This window comes from Streptomyces sp., from assembly GCF_035645055.1.
Lineage (GTDB): Bacteria > Actinomycetota > Actinomycetes > Streptomycetales > Streptomycetaceae > Streptomyces.
In genome coordinates, this window is record NZ_DASQNH010000076.1 from 1 (window position 1) to 14,910 (window position 14,910).

At 71.4% G+C, this 14,910-nt stretch carries 18 protein-coding genes and 2 pseudogenes; 10 read left to right on the forward strand and 10 right to left on the reverse strand.

Annotated features, from left to right (window positions below; genetic code table 11):
- Nucleotides 1-141, forward strand: a 141-nt coding sequence (locus tag VE614_RS24150) for a sigma-70 family RNA polymerase sigma factor (RefSeq protein WP_324941970.1), incomplete at its 5' end; no start/stop codon positions are given.
- A gap of 223 nt (nt 142-364) precedes the next feature.
- On the opposite strand, the gene VE614_RS24155 is transcribed toward VE614_RS24150, so the two are convergent.
- The 5 genes from VE614_RS24155 to VE614_RS24175 all read right to left on the reverse strand — a co-directional run bounded on the left by VE614_RS24155 (nt 365) and on the right by VE614_RS24175 (nt 3,689).
- Nucleotides 365-844, reverse strand: coding sequence for an ATP-binding protein (locus VE614_RS24155; RefSeq protein WP_324940939.1), 480 nt, complete (start codon nt 842-844; stop codon nt 365-367).
- Between the two features lie 153 nt (nt 845-997).
- Nucleotides 998-1,342: a MerR family transcriptional regulator gene (locus VE614_RS24160; RefSeq protein WP_324940942.1), complete on the reverse strand. Its 345-nt coding sequence runs from the start codon at nt 1,340-1,342 to the stop codon at nt 998-1,000.
- Between the two features lie 411 nt (nt 1,343-1,753).
- Entirely contained in the window at nt 1,754-2,281 is a 528-nt protein-coding gene (locus tag VE614_RS24165; RefSeq protein WP_324940945.1) for a hypothetical protein, read from the reverse strand.
- 61 nt (nt 2,282-2,342) lie between these two features.
- Complete coding sequence (locus VE614_RS24170; protein WP_324940947.1) at nt 2,343-3,179, reverse strand: hypothetical protein; 837 nt, start codon at nt 3,177-3,179, stop codon at nt 2,343-2,345.
- Between the two features lie 9 nt (nt 3,180-3,188).
- Nucleotides 3,189-3,689: a hypothetical protein gene (locus VE614_RS24175; RefSeq protein WP_324940949.1), complete on the reverse strand. Its 501-nt coding sequence runs from the start codon at nt 3,687-3,689 to the stop codon at nt 3,189-3,191.
- Between the two features lie 259 nt (nt 3,690-3,948).
- On the opposite strand from VE614_RS24175, the gene VE614_RS24180 reads away from it, so the two are divergent.
- Together VE614_RS24180 and VE614_RS24185 are read left to right on the forward strand one after the other, a co-directional pair.
- Nucleotides 3,949-4,311 (forward strand): hypothetical protein, encoded by a 363-nt coding sequence (locus VE614_RS24180; protein ID WP_324940951.1) that lies wholly within the window; start codon nt 3,949-3,951, stop codon nt 4,309-4,311.
- Nucleotides 4,312-4,612: 301 nt separating this feature from the next.
- Complete coding sequence (locus VE614_RS24185) at nt 4,613-5,449, forward strand: hypothetical protein (RefSeq protein ID WP_324940954.1); 837 nt, start codon at nt 4,613-4,615, stop codon at nt 5,447-5,449.
- Between the two features lie 178 nt (nt 5,450-5,627).
- Here VE614_RS24185 and VE614_RS24190 read toward each other — a convergent pair whose 3' ends face one another.
- Nucleotides 5,628-6,011 carry an STAS domain-containing protein gene (locus VE614_RS24190; protein WP_324940956.1) on the reverse strand — a complete coding sequence of 128 codons (384 nt, stop codon included), beginning with the start codon at nt 6,009-6,011 and terminating at the stop codon, nt 5,628-5,630.
- Between the two features lie 221 nt (nt 6,012-6,232).
- On the opposite strand from VE614_RS24190, the gene VE614_RS24195 reads away from it, so the two are divergent.
- From VE614_RS24195 to VE614_RS24220, 6 genes and pseudogenes are all read left to right on the forward strand, one after another.
- The gene (locus VE614_RS24195) at nt 6,233-6,712 is read left to right on the forward strand and encodes an ATP-binding protein (RefSeq protein WP_324940958.1); all 480 of its coding nucleotides are present in this window, start codon (nt 6,233-6,235) and stop codon (nt 6,710-6,712) included.
- A 374-nt stretch (nt 6,713-7,086) separates the two neighbouring features.
- On the forward strand, nt 7,087-7,911 hold the full coding sequence (locus tag VE614_RS24200; RefSeq protein WP_324940961.1) for a hypothetical protein: 825 nt from the start codon (nt 7,087-7,089) through the stop codon (nt 7,909-7,911).
- 61 nt (nt 7,912-7,972) lie between these two features.
- Nucleotides 7,973-8,338 carry a phage holin family protein gene (locus VE614_RS24205; RefSeq protein ID WP_324940964.1) on the forward strand — a complete coding sequence of 122 codons (366 nt, stop codon included), beginning with the start codon at nt 7,973-7,975 and terminating at the stop codon, nt 8,336-8,338.
- A pseudogene (locus tag VE614_RS24210) lies at nt 8,314-8,394 on the forward strand (DUF3618 domain-containing protein); the annotation flags it as partial. The gene VE614_RS24205 and the pseudogene VE614_RS24210, both read left to right, overlap by 25 nt.
- An 81-nt stretch (nt 8,395-8,475) precedes the next feature.
- Complete coding sequence (locus VE614_RS24215) at nt 8,476-9,027, forward strand: hypothetical protein (protein ID WP_324942031.1); 552 nt, start codon at nt 8,476-8,478, stop codon at nt 9,025-9,027.
- A 445-nt stretch (nt 9,028-9,472) separates the two neighbouring features.
- Nucleotides 9,473-12,298 (forward strand): SpoIIE family protein phosphatase, encoded by a 2,826-nt coding sequence (locus VE614_RS24220; RefSeq protein WP_324940967.1) that lies wholly within the window; start codon nt 9,473-9,475, stop codon nt 12,296-12,298.
- A gap of 107 nt (nt 12,299-12,405) precedes the next feature.
- Here VE614_RS24220 and VE614_RS24225 read toward each other — a convergent pair.
- Nucleotides 12,406-12,876, reverse strand: a pseudogene (locus VE614_RS24225) (TetR/AcrR family transcriptional regulator); the annotation flags it as partial.
- Between the two features lie 4 nt (nt 12,877-12,880).
- Complete coding sequence (locus VE614_RS24230; protein WP_414719635.1) at nt 12,881-13,360, reverse strand: ATP-binding protein; 480 nt, start codon at nt 13,358-13,360, stop codon at nt 12,881-12,883.
- A gap of 155 nt (nt 13,361-13,515) precedes the next feature.
- Between VE614_RS24230 and VE614_RS24235 the strand changes: the two genes are divergently transcribed.
- A complete protein-coding gene (locus tag VE614_RS24235) occupies nt 13,516-13,893 on the forward strand; it encodes an STAS domain-containing protein (protein ID WP_324940970.1) in 378 nt (125 codons plus the stop codon).
- Between the two features lie 174 nt (nt 13,894-14,067).
- On the opposite strand, the gene VE614_RS24240 is transcribed toward VE614_RS24235, so the two are convergent.
- Complete coding sequence (locus VE614_RS24240; protein WP_324940973.1) at nt 14,068-14,583, reverse strand: GNAT family N-acetyltransferase; 516 nt, start codon at nt 14,581-14,583, stop codon at nt 14,068-14,070.
- A gap of 98 nt (nt 14,584-14,681) precedes the next feature.
- On the reverse strand, nt 14,682-14,885 hold the full coding sequence (locus tag VE614_RS24245) for an MbtH family protein (RefSeq protein WP_132785699.1): 204 nt from the start codon (nt 14,883-14,885) through the stop codon (nt 14,682-14,684).
- Nucleotides 14,886-14,910: the final 25 nt, after the last annotated feature.

Consider the following 14,910-nt stretch of genomic DNA (forward strand, 5'->3'; position numbering starts at 1 on the left):
CAGATCATCCACTGGCGCTTCGTCGAGGAACTCACCCAGAAGGAGATCGGCGAACGCCTCGGCGTCTCGCAGATGCACGTCTCCCGCCTGATCTCCCGCCTGCTGGCCCGCCTCCGCGAGGGCATGCTCACCAACGCCTGAGCGCGGACGTCCCGGACCGATGAAGGCCCTGCCGCCGCCCGCGATCTCGGGCGGCGGCAGGGCCTTCATCGGTCCGGGTGAGACCACAGCGCGTCGACGGCGCTCAGGGCGGCTCTCACCGGGACCCGCCGCCTGTGGTCGTCCGGCACAAGCGGGCTTCCGTCCAGCCGGAGGATCCAGGTAGCGCAGTGCCTCGGGGCGGCGTTCAAAGCCGCTGATCGTTCTACAGGGGCTGGCGTCCGGTGATGGCGCCGCCGGGATCGTCGGCCAGGGCGATGCGGGCGGTGATGCGTTTGCCGACCGGCTCGCGCTGCGCCTCGAAGCCCTGGGCGACGGCCATCACGATCTCCAGGCCGTGCTGACCCACCCGGCCGGCGTCCGCGGCCCGGGCGATGGGCAGCGCCGGGTCGGAGTCCCACACCACGACCTCGACGGTGCCGCGGGTGACGCGCAGGACCAGCAGGATGGGGCCGGGGGCGTACTTGCGGGCGTTGGTGACCAGTTCGCTGACCACCAGCCGTGTCACGTCCATGGCGCGCTGCGACACGGGCAGACCGTGCTCGGACTGGAGACGGGTGAGGAAACCCGCGGCCAGGTGACGGGCCCGGGCGATGTCGGTGCCGCCTCCGTCCAGGGCCACCGTGGTCTGTATGGCCTGCTCGTCCGGCGCGGTGCCGACCTCGTCCAAGCGCCCTGATTCCATCGCAGCCGCCTTTCCTACCCCATTCACACCCACCGCTTACCCCCATATCCACGGGGAACGCCTCTTCCCCGCCACCGGCCCTCTCGCTCGAAGGGAGGTGGCGGATTCCGAAATGGCCGAGGGTGAGCGGCGTTCAGGTCGGGCCCGGCGCCATCAGGCCGAGGTCTTCGGCTGGGCCTGGGTGCCCTGGGTGCGCAGTTGCTCGTTGATGCGCTGGGCTTCTTCGAGCTGGTCTTCGAGGATGATGATGCGGCAGGCGGCCTCGATGGGGGTCCCCTGGTCGACGAGTTCCCGGGCGCGGGCGGCGATGCGCAGCTGGTAGCGGGAGTAACGGCGGTGGCCACCTTGCGAGCGCAGGGGCGTGATCAGGCGGTGTTCGCCGAGGGCGCGGAGGAAGGCGGGCGTGGTGCCGAGCATCTCGGCGGCCCGGCCCATGGTGTAGGCGGGGTAGTCGTCGTCGTCGAGGTTGTCGACGGGGCGGGTACTGCGAGGGTGCATAGACCTCTTCTTCCGGGGGGATGCGTCGGGGGGCCCGAGTGCCGTTCCGGCACCCGGGCCCCGAGCTTTCAACACCATCTACCGGCCGACAGCGCCGGCCTTGTATGTCCGCAGGTTCCGCCTGGGAGGGCGGGGCTGCGGGGATCGCGGATGCGTGACCGGGGACCACCTTCCAATCCGGGGCCTTGCGGTACCCGGGCGGACGTCCTTCCTCGCCCGGGCGATCCTGATGGCGTCTGCTCCTTACCTTCGGTTACTCGGTTGTACTGCTGGTTACCGCGGGTACTGCTCACGGCCCCTGGGGCCGTGTCCTGCTTGTCCTGCTCGCACGGGCAGTTCGTGTCTGCCGTGCCCACTTCGACTTCCTGAGTACAGAGAAAGAGTAACCCTGCTACGAGTCAATGTCTACTGTCATCGCGACAGATTTCCTTCATGGCTGATCACTGGCTGGGCGCGGGACATCTCCCCGGGCGCCGGACCTCGCCGGTCTCCAGCAGGCATCTGAGGTTCCAGGATGTCGATCGCTGTCTCGCGCTCGCCCGAGACGGCTTCCCGAAGGATCACCGCGAGGCCTTCCCGGGCCCGGAGCTGGCACTCGCGGTCCAGGTGCGTGCGGCCGTGCGCCTCCTCCACCGGGTGCGGGTCGCCCGCGACGAGATGCCAGAGGAACGTCACGAGGTACTCCCGTACGGCGTCCGGCAGTGGTCCCGCGAGTGCGGCGAGGATCACGCTGACGCCGGGCACCGCGGCCTCGAAGAGCCCGCCCCGGTCGATGAGGTGGCCCTCCAGGTCCGCCCCGGGCAACTCGTCGCCGGTCTCCGCCTCCAGCAGGCGCCGGAACAGGTCGGGAACGTGCTCCGCGCTGCCGCCGCACGCGCATCGCAGCCGTCCCCAGTCGAAGCGGTCCAGCTCCGCTCGCACCGCCCTGGCCATTCGCACAGAGCGCCTTCCCTTCTTCGGGTCCCGGCCGGTAACCGGTCGGTGACCGGCCGGGCGTCCGTCACCTGTCGAGCTGTACACCGTCCACGACATTGTCCTCCGGGAAGATGCGCTGGCAGGTGGAGCAGACCGGCTTGTCCTGCGGGATCCTGCCGAGTCCGTCCTTGTGGTTCACCCACTCCAGGGCCCGGGTGAAGATGGTCTCGTCGACCGTCCAGCCGGTGCCCACCAGGACGTTGACCTCGGCGCAGTTGCCCCGCCCGAGCAGGTGACGGCCACCTCGCCCGTCCTGGTGTTGACGGCCCACCCAGGTCTTGTCCTTGAGCTTGCCGGTGGCGCCGCGCATGGTGTCCGACAGCAGGCCCTGGGCCTCCGAGATGCGGTCGCCCAGGGACCAGGGCCCCTGCGGCGCGTCGATCTGATGGCGGACGAATACCTCGCAGGTGCCGTTCCGCGGGATGTGGAGCTGCCAGGAGAACGACGAGGTGCCGTCGCCGGCGGGGTGCGAGTAGGTGTCGTAGCCGTACTGCTCCTCGGCCTGGGTGTGCGACCAGCTGCCCTGTGTCGCCCGGCTGTTGAAGTCCGAGCTGTCGGCCAGCACGACGTGCCGGCCGACCGGGACGCCGTCGTCGGAGCGCGCCTTGAGGTTGCCCGACTGGTAGTACTCCCAGGTCATGGTGCGCTTCTGGGAGCCGCCCGCCGAGGTGAGGGTGTTCTCGGTCTGCTGGCCTAGCTCGTTGTACGTGTAGGACGTGGTGATGTCCCACGGGTCCTCGGCCGTCTCCGTCAGACCGTTGTCGTAGTACGTGTACTTGGTGCCGTTGCGGACCGACTGCCCGTCCGACGGCGGCGCCGAGACCTCGCTGAGGTTCCCGACCTCGTCGTAGAAGTAGAGCATGGTGTCCGGCTAGCGCGGGTCGTCCTTGTCGAAGGGCGAGCGCTCCTCCTTGACCCGGTTCAGCCCGTCGTAGACGGTCTCCGCGACGAAGTCGGTGTCGTCGTCGGTGGTGGCGACGCCGCGCGGGGTGATGCTCTTCGTCCGGTTGCCGACCTGGTCGTAGGCGTAGCGGGTGGTGCGGTAGGTGATGTCGCCGGAGGCGTTCTCGCTGACCGGGACCCTGGACTCCACCAGGGTGCCGCGCTCGTCGTAGGCGGCGAGCGACTCGTTGCCCTCCGCGTCCGTCTGCGCGATCTTCAGGCCGTCCTTGTCGTAGCGGACGGAGGTGGCCCATTCGAGCGCGTCGATGGTGCGCACGACCCGGTGGTTCAGGTCGTACTCGTAGCGGGTGGTGTAGTCGTCGGGGCTGGCCGTGGCGTTCTTGCGCGGGTCGACGACCTTCACGATGTTGCCGACCTTGTCGTACGCGAAGGACGCCTTGTTGCCTTCGGAGTCGACCGCCTCGGTCATCTGGTCACCGTCACGCCGCTCACCCGGGAAACGGCGGCTCGGCCCGGCGACAGCTTCACCACACAAACGGTGCCGGACCGTGTTGCGGCTTGCTGGAGGCATGTCATCCTGGAAGAGGTGAGCGACGCCCGCCGTCAGGCAGGGCCAGCGGACTCACCGCGTGACGACCGCGCTCCGCCCCGCCGCGAAGGCCAGGGCCGGGCCGGCGTCCGAGGTCTGCGGACCCCTCCCTGCGCACAGCGTCCGACAGGGGACTGTCATGCACTTCGACTTCAATGTGGACGTGCGGCTGACGGATGCGAACAATCCGGGCAGCGTGCAGTCCATCAACATGACCATCGGGTCCGCCCCCGCGGGCTCCGATCGCCTCCGCGGGGACTGGCGGGGCGTCCCGGGCTTCCTCCCCTCGTCCTCGGGTGAGTTCGACTGGGACGGACGCCAGGGGCATCGAGTCGTGTTCGCTTTCGACGGCCCGTCCGCCGGGTCCCGGCTGGTCCTGGGGCTGAACGACTTCGCCGCACCCGGCGGCGGCCTCCCGGGACGGGGCGCACGAGGAGGCGGGGCGGTGACGGATCCGGACAACCCGCAGTTCCTCGGGACCGTCCGATGGGAAATCACGTGAGCGAACCGAACGGGCCGCCCGGGCAAGCGGATCCGGTACGGCCCGGTCCGGGGCGGAACCCCAGGACAGCCTGAGGCAGTCAGGACCTGCCGGGTGTTCTGCCTCCGCGTGTTCTGCCCCCGCGTCCCACCGGTCCGGCCACCGGCCGGCACGTCGATCGCGCGGCTCACCGTGGGTACGCCCGTACCGCCCCGCACCCGGCGCAGGGTGTTCGGCCCCGCGCCCGCCCAGTAGCTGCCGGCGGACGTCCCCGCATACCGCGAACGGCCGGTGTACGCCTGACGGTCCGAGGAGGTGAGCCGTGACCATCACGGTGACGCAGACGAACTCACTGGACCGGGTGCTGCCGCATCCCGTCACCAACCCGGTGGTGAAACCGGTGCTGGTGGGCGGCTTCCTGGAGGAGGAGCCCCTGACGACGACGATCCACGACCTGCTGATGAGAGTGGAGAAGAACGGCCGGGTGTTCTGGGTCGGGGCGGCCGTGCCGTTCGGGACGCTCGACTTCACCCGGGCGCAGGTCGCGTTCCACCCCACCGTCATCCAGAACGGTCACGTCCACGCGGCCGACGCCGACTACCCCGCCTTCGCCAACGGCTGGCGCAACCACATGCAGCACCATGTCGCCGTCCTGGGCGGCCAGCTGGCCGGGGCGCGGCGCATGCCGCTGCTCATGCCGTTCACCACGATGGCAGCGCTCGGCGACCCGGCACAGAACGTGTTCGGCAGCGCGCCGGTCGACACCCTGAACGCGCTGCTGACCGCCGTACGGAACGCGTTCTCGCCCATCCCCCTGGGCCCGGTCCGGGCCACGGCGGTGGGAGTGTCCAGCTTCAGTTCCGGCATCGACGCGATGCGGTTGTTCATCCACGCGTTCGCCTCCTCGGGACTGCTGCGCGAGGTCATCGACTTCGACAGCCCCTTCCTCCTCTCCGAGAAGAGGAAGACGCTGACGCACGCGCCCGGAGCGGTCTCCAGCTGCTACTCGCAGGTGCCTGCCGACACGTCCCCGCCCCCGGCGGGCTACCGGTTCCTGCCGGCGCCGAGCTTCGCGCACATCACCAGCCAGCCCTCACCGCACATGGTCATCGGCCGGATGATGTACTACACGGCCATGATCACCAGCCAGATCACCTGAGGGCGGTCGAGGCCGGCGCATCAGGACGTCGGGACGGCAACCGAGCGCATGTCGACCGAGGGCGGTGCCGTGCCGGGTGAGAAGGGAGCCTGGCGGTGCGGATCGTCGTTCGTGCGCTCCTACCCCTTGACGGGGGCGAACCGAGCCACCGCCGCGTCCCCGGAGCCGACGAAGCCGATCAGACGCCAGGACCGGTCCGGGACGCCTGTGCGGCGTTCCCGGCAGCGAGGGCCTGGTTCAGGGTGGCGTACAGCGGGATGACGTCGTCGAGGCCGACGATGCGCAGGACATCGCGTACGGGCGAAGGGACCTCGGCCAGGCGCAACCAGCCGCCGCGGGTGCGGTTCGTGTTGTTCGCGGCGACGAGGACGTTGATGCCGCTGGAGTCCATGAACGTGACGTGGCCGAAGTCGACGACCGCGCAGGGGGCGGATTCGTGCTGAGCGGTGAGCGTCCGGCGGAAGGTGTCCGCCGTGGTGTGGTCGATCTCTCCGACCAGGGCGAGGACGTGGACGCCGTCGGCGGTGGTGTACTGGGAGATGGTCAGACGGGCCTGGGTCATGCCATCTCCTGTCCGGTGGAGGTGAGGTCTCGCTGCTGAGGTCACCGGCTCCACGCAAACCCACGCAGCGCCATGATGTCAACCGCGCTCCGAAGGGCGGGCTGAATCGGATATGCGGGGGTATCCGGCCGGTGGCCGTGCGATGCTCCGCGAACACAGCATGGGTTTCCTGCGGTGACCGGGTGAGGCAAGACAAGGCACGACAAGGCGAGGCGGGCCACATGGGGCTGACCGCGGGGGATGAGGGCCGAAAGGCCGAAGGCAGCGACCGGACGCAGGTGTCGGCCGCCTATGACGGCGGCTCCTCGTGCATCGGTGACGCCCGGCATCTGGCCACCGGCTTCCTTGCCGAGGTGCAGGCCGTGCATGGGCTGCCGGTGTCGGAGCGGGCGATGGGCATGACACAGCTGGTGGTCAGCGAGCTGGTCACCAACGCGGTGAAGTACGCGCCCGGCCCGGTCATGCTCGATCTGCAGATCGTCGACGGCGCTGTGCGGGTTTCGGTGTGGGACAGCGATCCGGTCCTGCCGGACGTCGCCGCGGCCGACCCGCGGCGAGTCGGGCGGCATGGCCTGGAGATCACGCTCGCCGTCAGCCAGGCGTACGAGGTCCGCCGTGAACCGGTCGGCAAACGCGTCACGGCGGTGATCGCGCTCACTGACGATCCGGGCGGGAACATCGCCGGCCGCACCGCCCTGTAGAGGGAACGGGTACCGCGCGAGCATGTCCAGGGGGTCTCGCCGCAGGACCGCGTCAACGTCGTGCTTCATACGGCGGTCGTCGACCGCGACATGACGCACTGGTCGACGGTCACCGGCGTCATGGGCCGCCCCGGCACCGGCTTTTGCCCGCCCGCAGCGCAAGCCGCCCTCACGAAGCGACCCATCGGACATTTTGTGTTGTTTCGATGGTGTGGTGATGGTTAGCCGGGGGGCTGGGAGGGACGCAGAGGCGCGAAGGACGGGTGTTGAGCTTCGTTCACGGCGCAGCGCGTTGTGGTGGGGATATCGACAAGGGTCCTCGGCCCGCGCGAAGGCTCCGCGGGCCCGGGGCGTGCCCCGAGGAGGAGCGATCCATGAGCGACAGTGACTACGGTGGCGCCGGGCGTGCTCAGCAGGTCGGGCAGACCGCACGGCAGGAGGCATCGGCCACGGCCCACCAGGCCAAGCAGGCCGGCGGTGAGGTTGTGGACACGGCTACCGAGCAGGTAAAAGCCGTAGCCGGCGAAGCGAAGGACCAAGCTCGCACGGTGGCTCGCGACCTGCGAGAGCGTCTCAGCGATCAGGCACAGAGTCAGACTCAGCGCGGAGCGGACACACTGCGGCAATGGGCGGACGACCTGGCCGGCCTGGCGAGCAATGCCGGGTCCGATTCCCCGGCCAAGAGCATGGTGGAACAGGTAGCGGACCGGGGTCACCGTGTCGCCGACTACCTGGACCAGCACGGCGCGGGGGGCGTTGTCGGGGACGTACAGGACTTCGCTCGTCGGCGGCCGGGCGCGTTCCTCGGCGGAGCGGCTTTGGCCGGGTTCGTCGTCGGACGGCTGGCCAAGGCCGGCAGCAAGGCGGCCGGCTCGGAACCGGGCCAGCCGATGCCGGGCGAGGGCGGCCGGGCGGTCGAGACGCTGCCGCGAGGCTACGGGATCCAGGCGGAGCCAGAGCCAGCGCCGGGTTATTCGCCGCCGGAGCCCTCGGTGTATCCGCCGCCGGAGCGGTCGGTGTATCCGCCGCCGGAGCGGTCGCCGTACGCGCAGGAGCCCTCGGCGTACCCGCAGCAGGAACGGTCGGCGTACGCGCCCCAGGAGCCCTCGGCGTACCCGCGGCAGGAACGGTCGGCCTATCCGCCGCAGGAGCCCTCGGCGTACCCGCCGAAGCCGCAGAGCCCGCCGCCGGAGGTGTGAGATGTCGTCGGTCGCACCGCAGCCTCCGCAGCGACGGAGGCAAGACGGCCAGGACAGCTCCATGAGCGAGCTGATGTCGGCAGTGACATCCGACATGCAGACGCTGTTCCGGCAAGAGGTCGAGCTGGCCAGGGCCGAGCTCCGCCAAGAGGCGTCGAAGGCAGGCAAGACCGCCGGGATGTTCGGCGGCGCGGGGCTGGGCGGTTACATGGTCGCCCTCTTCCTCTCGCTGACGGCGATGTTCGCACTGGACAACGTCCTGGATCTCGCCCTGGCCGCGCTCATCGTCACCGCGATATGGGCGCTGATCGGCGCCGTCCTGTACCACAAGGGGCGGCAACGAATGCGGACCATGTCCCCCAAACCGGAACAGACCCTGGAGACACTGAAGGAGGATGCGCAATGGGCACGGCACCCGACCGGATAAGGGCCGACATCGACAGCACCCGGGAAAGGCTCTCCCAGGACGTTTCCCGACTGGCAGATCACGCGCGACCGCGCCAGATGGTCCGGCGTCGCACCCGGCGCTTCCGCGGGGCGCTGTCCGGGGTGAGGAACCGCGTGATGGGCACCGCTTCGGAGATCACCGGCCAGGTCACCGACCGCACGCGCCAGGCCACCGGGGCGGTGCAGGAGACCACAGGGCAGGCCGCCGGCACGGCGCGCGAGATGGCCGGTCAGGCCACGGACACCGGCCGGCACGCCGCCGAGCAGGCCGGACAGGCCGTACGGCAGGCTCCGGAGCAGGCGGTGCGGCAGACCCAGGGCAACCCGCTGGCCGCCGGGCTGATCGCCTTCGGCGCCGGGCTGCTGACCGCATCCCTGATACCCGCCTCCCAGGCGGAGCAGCGGATGGCGGCGCAGGTGGCCGAGCAGGCCGGCGAGACGCTCGAACCGGTCAAGCAGGCCGCGGTGGAGTCCGCGCAGCAGCTGAAGGAGGAGACCGCCCAAGCCGGCAGGGAGGCAGCCGAAGAGGTCAAGAACGCCGCGGCCGAGGCCGCCCGCACCACCGCGGAAGAGACCAGGGCGCAAGCCGAGCCGGTCACCGAACAGGCCCGGCAGTCCGCGCAGACCACGGCTGAGGAAGCACGCGGGCAGACCCGCCCCGGCCCATAGGAGGTAGGAGGGATGCCGCCACACGGGCAGGACATCCAGTTGCCGCCCACGCGGCGTGCGGACCGCAGCAGCAGCGGGCCTGTACGCAGGCCCGCACCCGCCACACCATCAGGCCGGTCCTGCGCCTCGCCCGCCTTGCGCGCCTCGTCGCCGTGGGTCTCCCCCACGTCCGCGCCCGCGCGGCGGGCGAGCGCGCGACGAGCCGAGCGCCGCGGTGACGCCGGCCGCCTCGTCGGGGGCGGGGGCGGGCATGAGCGCGACCGGTTCCGCGGCCAGCCCTCCACCGCCCTGGACCGGACCGTCACCGCCTCCACCCTCCCCTTCACCGGACCGACGCCGGGAGATCCCGCCCGCGACCGCGCCGAGCGACACGCTCGCCCCGCCCATGCCCGCGGCTGAGCACCCACCGAAGCGGGCGTCCCATTTGTCCGATTATCCTAGTTCCGTGGAGTCGTATCCCCCTCCTCCGGGCAGCGACCACGGCGACCGGGTGCCGCCGGCTGCCGGAGTGCGCCCGGAAATTCTCGCTTCCTGGAAGCGCTCGCAGTCGCTCGGGATCGACCGCGAGCAGGCGGCCCTGCCGATCGAGAGTGACCTGGATCCCGACTCCCGGCTCATCAGGGCTGCCGCGCCCGTGCTGGCCCGCCTGTACGAGCGGTTCTCGGGCGTACCGGTGACCGTGGCGCTGGCCGACTCACGGGCGCGCATCGTGGACCGGTGGGGCGACGCGGCGGGGATACAGCTGATGGACGCCGCCTCCCTGGTGCCGGGCGCCAATGTCGACGAGCGGTTCATGGGGACCAGCAGCGTCAGCATGGTGCTGAGCACCAGGTCGCCGTTCGTGGTCGTGGGCCACGAACACTTCCTGCACGACCTCAAGGACCTGACCTGCATGGCAGCCCCGGTGCGCGACCCGGTGGGCGGTACCGTGCGGGGCGCGGTCAACCTCTCCGTACCCCGGACGCTGGCCGACCCCGGCATGGCGCTGGTCCTGCAGGACGCCACCGAACGCATCGGGGAACGCCTGCTGGAGCTGAGCACGGCCCGCGAGCTCGAACTCACGCACTCCTTCCGCCGGGCCATGGAGCGCGGCGGGCATGCCGAGCTGGATCTCGGCTCGGGCGAACTGTCCCGGCTCGGCGGACCACCGCCCCGGCTGGCCTCGCAGGAACGGCTGATACTGCTGGAAAGGGCCGTCGAGCTGATCTCCTCGACCGGTGAGGCATTCGCCGAGGTGCCGCTCGCGGGCAGTCGCGTGGCCGTACTGCGCCGACGGGAGTTGCACCACGGCGACGCGGAGGGGGCTGCGGTGGAGGTCAGCTTCGAGGACGCCGGCGGTGCGGGTACACCGAGCCCGGCCACCGCGACCGCCTCCGACGGCCGTCCTGTGCCGCTCCTGAACCGTCCCGCCGGGGCGGCGGGGGCGGGTGCCCCCCGTGCGACGGCGGAACCGCACGCCGCCGGAGCGACCGACGCGTGGCTGCTGCTGGTGGGCGAGCCGGGCGTCGGCCGGCTCGCCGCCGAGGCACGCGGGCGGCTGTCCCTGCTGAACGAGGCAGGCGTGCGGCTCGGCACCACCCTGGACCTGTGGCGTACCGCCGAGGAACTGGCGGAGATCGCCGTGCCGCGCTTCGCCGACCTGGTCGTCGTCGACCTGGCCGAAAGCGTCCTGGCGGGCGAAGAGCCACCGCCCGGCCCTCTGCGCCCCGACGTGGCACTGCGCCGGGTGGCCGCCTGGTCCGGCGAGGAGTCCCGTGACAGCCCGGCCGGCGGCGTGAACGAGCCGGCCGGCTACCCCGCCGGTACCCCCCAGGCACGGTGCCTGGAGACCGGACAGCCGGTCACGGACTCGGTCGTGACCGCCGCCCTGGCCGGGCGCCCGGTCGACGAGGTGCACCCCGTCGGCTTCCTCGGCGAGGGCGTGCACTCCTACCTCGGCGCTCCGCTGTCCGCGCGGGGCTCCGTGCTCGGCCTGGCAGGGTTCTACCGCCGCGGCAGGACGAGGCCGTACGAGCAGGACGACCTCACGCTGGCGGGCGAGCTGGCGGCCCGTACCGCGATCAGCATGGACAACGCCCGCCGCTACCGCCGGGAGCACCAGGCCTCCCTCACCCTGCAGCGCAGCCTGCTGCCGCACGCCCTGCCCCGGCTGAGCACCGTCGACCTCGCCTCCCGCTATCTGCCGGCGGACGCCCGGACGGGTGTGGGCGGCGACTGGTTCGACGCGATCCCGCTGTCCGGCATGCGCGTGGCGCTGGTCGTCGGTGACGTGCCCGGAAACGGGCTGCAGGCGGCGGCGACCATGGGCCGGCTGCGCACGGCGGTACGGACGCTGGCCGGACTGGACCTGATGCCCGAGGAGGTGCTGGCCCATCTGGACGACCTGGTCAGCCGCACCCCCGACGAATCGGCCGGCGAACAGGACCCGGCGACGGGGACGACCTGCCTGTACGCGATCTACGACCCGGTGTCCTCCCGCTGCACGGCCGCACGTGCCGGTCATCCGCCGCCCGCTCTGCTGACGCCGGGCGGGGAGGCGAAGCTGATCGGCCTCCCGGCCGGTCCACCTCTCGGGCTCGGCGGGATCCAGCCGTACGAGTCCGCCACCGTCGACCTGCCTGCGGGCAGCCTGCTGACGATGTACACCGACGGCCTGCTCAAGGAGAGCCGCGGGTACGAGGACACCGACGCGCGCACCGGGCAGCTGCTGGCCTCGCTGAACCGTGCCGGTCCGGAGCTGGAGGCCATCTGCGACCGCGTCGCGGACACCCTCCTGCCCGGCGGCCCGCACGACGACGTGGCCCTCCTGCTGGCCCGGGTGCACGCGCTGCCCGCTGACCGGGTGGCGTCCTGGGAGTTTCCGCCCGAGCCCGCGGTCGTGGCCCGGGCCAGGGCCCTGACCCGTGCGCAACTCGCCGCCTGGGGCATGCCGGAGCTGGAATTCAACATCGGGCTGGTGGTCAGCGAGTTGGTGACCAACGCCGTGCGGTACGGCGGCCGGGGCCCGGTGGGCCTGCGGTTGCTGCGCGACGACTCACTGATCTGCGAGGTGTCCGACCGCAGCAACACCTCTCCGCGCATCCGGCGGGCGGCCACGACCGAGGAGGGCGGGCGCGGCCTGTTCCTCGTGGCGCAGTACACCAAGAACTGGGGTGCCCGCTACATGCCGCAGGGCAAAACGGTGTGGGCCGAGCAGATTCCCCAGCGGGAGCAGCCCGCGCCGGAGACCGACGAGCAGGCACTGCTGGCCATGTTCGACGACCTCGGCTGACCCCCCGGTCCCGCCGTCGGCACGTACCGCATGGGCCGCATGCGCCGATGGGCCGTGTGGTCCGTCCGACGCTCCGCGGTTCGACGGTGTCGCGCCGCGTGCAGTCCGGCCGCGGCGACAGGTCGGCGTCCGTGCGGCTCGGTGGCCAGGGCGCGGTGGAGGGTGAGGCCTTCGATGAGGGCGTCGAGCCGGCGGGCGGTGTCCGGGTCGAAGTGCTTCTCCAGGTGGACGCGGCTGCGGCGCATCCACTCGTGGGTGAGTTCGCGGCAGGCGGGCTGGCGGGCGGCGAGGGTGTACAGCTCCTGGGTCAGCGCCAGGTCGCGTCCGCCTTCCTCGGACAGGGCGTGGACGAGGTCGGCGACGGCTTCACGGGCCTGGTCGGAGTCCGCCGGGACGGCCAGGTGGGCGTCGAAGACGGCGACGATGTGGTCGGTGAAGTGGCGGAAGGCTTCCCGCAGCGGGTCGTCCATGCCGCCGACGTGGTAGGTCATCGAACCCAGCGGCACTCCGGCACGCGTGGCGCTCTTGCGGTGGGAGACGCGCGCGATGCCTTCCTCGGCGATGAGGTCGAGGGTGGCCCGGCTACCGGGGCGGGCGTCCGGTGACGGCGCCGCCGGGGTCGTCCATCAGGGCGATCCGCGCGGTGATCCGCTTGCCGACCGGTTCCCGCTGAGCTTCGAAACCCTGGGCGACGGCCATCACGATCTCCAAGCCGTGCTGCCCCACCCGGCCGGCGTCGGCGGCACGGGCGATGGGCAGCACCGGATCGGAGTCCCACACCACCACCTCCACCACGTCACCGGCGATCCGCAGATCCAGCACCACCAGCCCGGGAGCGTATTTGAGGGCGTTGGTGACCAGCTCGCTGACCACCAGCCGGGTCAGGTCCACGGCGCGCTGCGAGACGGGCAGGCCTCGCTCGGCCCGAACGCGGGCGAGGAAGCCGGCGGCGAGGTGGCGCGCGTGGGCGATGTCCGTGCCGTCACCGTCCAAGGTCGCGGTGGTCTGCATGATCCGCTCGTGCGGCGCCGCATCGTCCTCACCCCAGGGAACTGCTTCCATCCCGGCCGCCTTCGCTACCCCGTTCACACCCCGCGCATACCCGCACCTGCCCGGGTCACGCCCACGCCCCCGTGTCGGATTCGCCGCACCAGGGCATCACCCGGTGTGAGGACGGCAATTCCGAGTGGAGGCCCGAGTGTGCCAGTATCACCACCATGGCTGAGGAACACAGAGTGGACACCGGGCATGCTGCGCAGTCGGGCCAGCTGACGGTCGTGGCCACCGCCGCCGACGGCATCCACGTGCTCACTCTGTCCGGAGAGATCGACCACCACACCGGCGACACACTCCGCCACGCCCTCGCCGTCCCGGACACGCCCGACCCCCGCGTCGTGCTGGACATGCACCGGGTCACCTTCATGGACTCGAGTGGCATCAACATCCTCATCGCCGCCCACCACGCCCTCAGCCGGGCCGGTGGCTGGCTGCGCCTGGCCGCCCCCACCCACTCCGTGAGGCGCACCATGAACATCGTCGGCGTCGACGAGTTCATCGACTGCCGCGAAACCGTGCGCCAAGCCCTCAGCAGCTGACCGTCCGCGAGGCCGGGCAAGGCCCCTCGGCCACTCACCGTCAGCTGCACGGCACCGTCGCCGCCGCCGTCGCCATTGCCCGCGCACGAGGCAGCGGCCGCCACGCCCGCCGGCGCGGCAGTGGATTCGCCGCAGCTACCGGCCGGCCGGCGCGGACTCCCCCGAGCCCCGGTGTCAGTGCGGGGCCGTCGTCGAGATCACCAGCAGCCTGGTCACGGTGCCGTCGTCGCCGGTCACGTCCCGCACGTGCCGGAAGCCCAGGCGGCGGCACATGGCGAGGCTGGGGGTGTTGTCGGCGCCGACCATGCCGTAGGCCTCCTTCAGGCCGAGGTTGTCGGCGGCGTGGCGCAGCAGGCCGCGGACCACTTCGGCGCCCAGGCCCCGCCCCCAGTACGGGGGTGCGAGGGCGGCGATCAGCTCGTGTCCGTCGACGTTGCCGGTCCTCTTCACCTCGGCATGCCCGACGAAGGCCTCCATCTGCCACAGGCCCCACACGTCGAACAGGCGTCGCGGGTAGACATCGGTGAGGATCGCGCGGAAGAGGCCGCGGATGTCCGCCTCGGGTGCGCGTTCCTGGCCCATCCAGCGGCAGACCTCCTCGTCGCGCAGCAAGTCCACGAAGGCGTCCTCGTCCTCGGGGCGGTAGGGGCGGAACGTGAGTCGTTCGGTGTGCAGGACCGGGGTGGTCATGAGGGCTCCCTCGGGACGGGCGGGCGGGCGAGGGCGGGCCGGGGCGCGTGGTTGAGGGCGCGCCCCGGCCCGGTGCTTCGTCGTGTCGCGCGAGCGCGTCAGGCGCCGGCGTTCTCCATGCGCTCACGCAGGCTGCGCGGACGCATGTCGGTCCAGACCTCGTCGACGTAGGCGGAGCACTCCGCCTCCGTGCCCTCCTTGCCGACGGGCTGCCATCCGGCGGGCACCTCGATGTCGACGGGCCACAGCGAGTACTGCTCCTCGTCGTTGCGCAGCACCTGGTAGCGGGTGTTCTCGTCCATGTCCGGCGGTCTCGCTCTCTCGGGT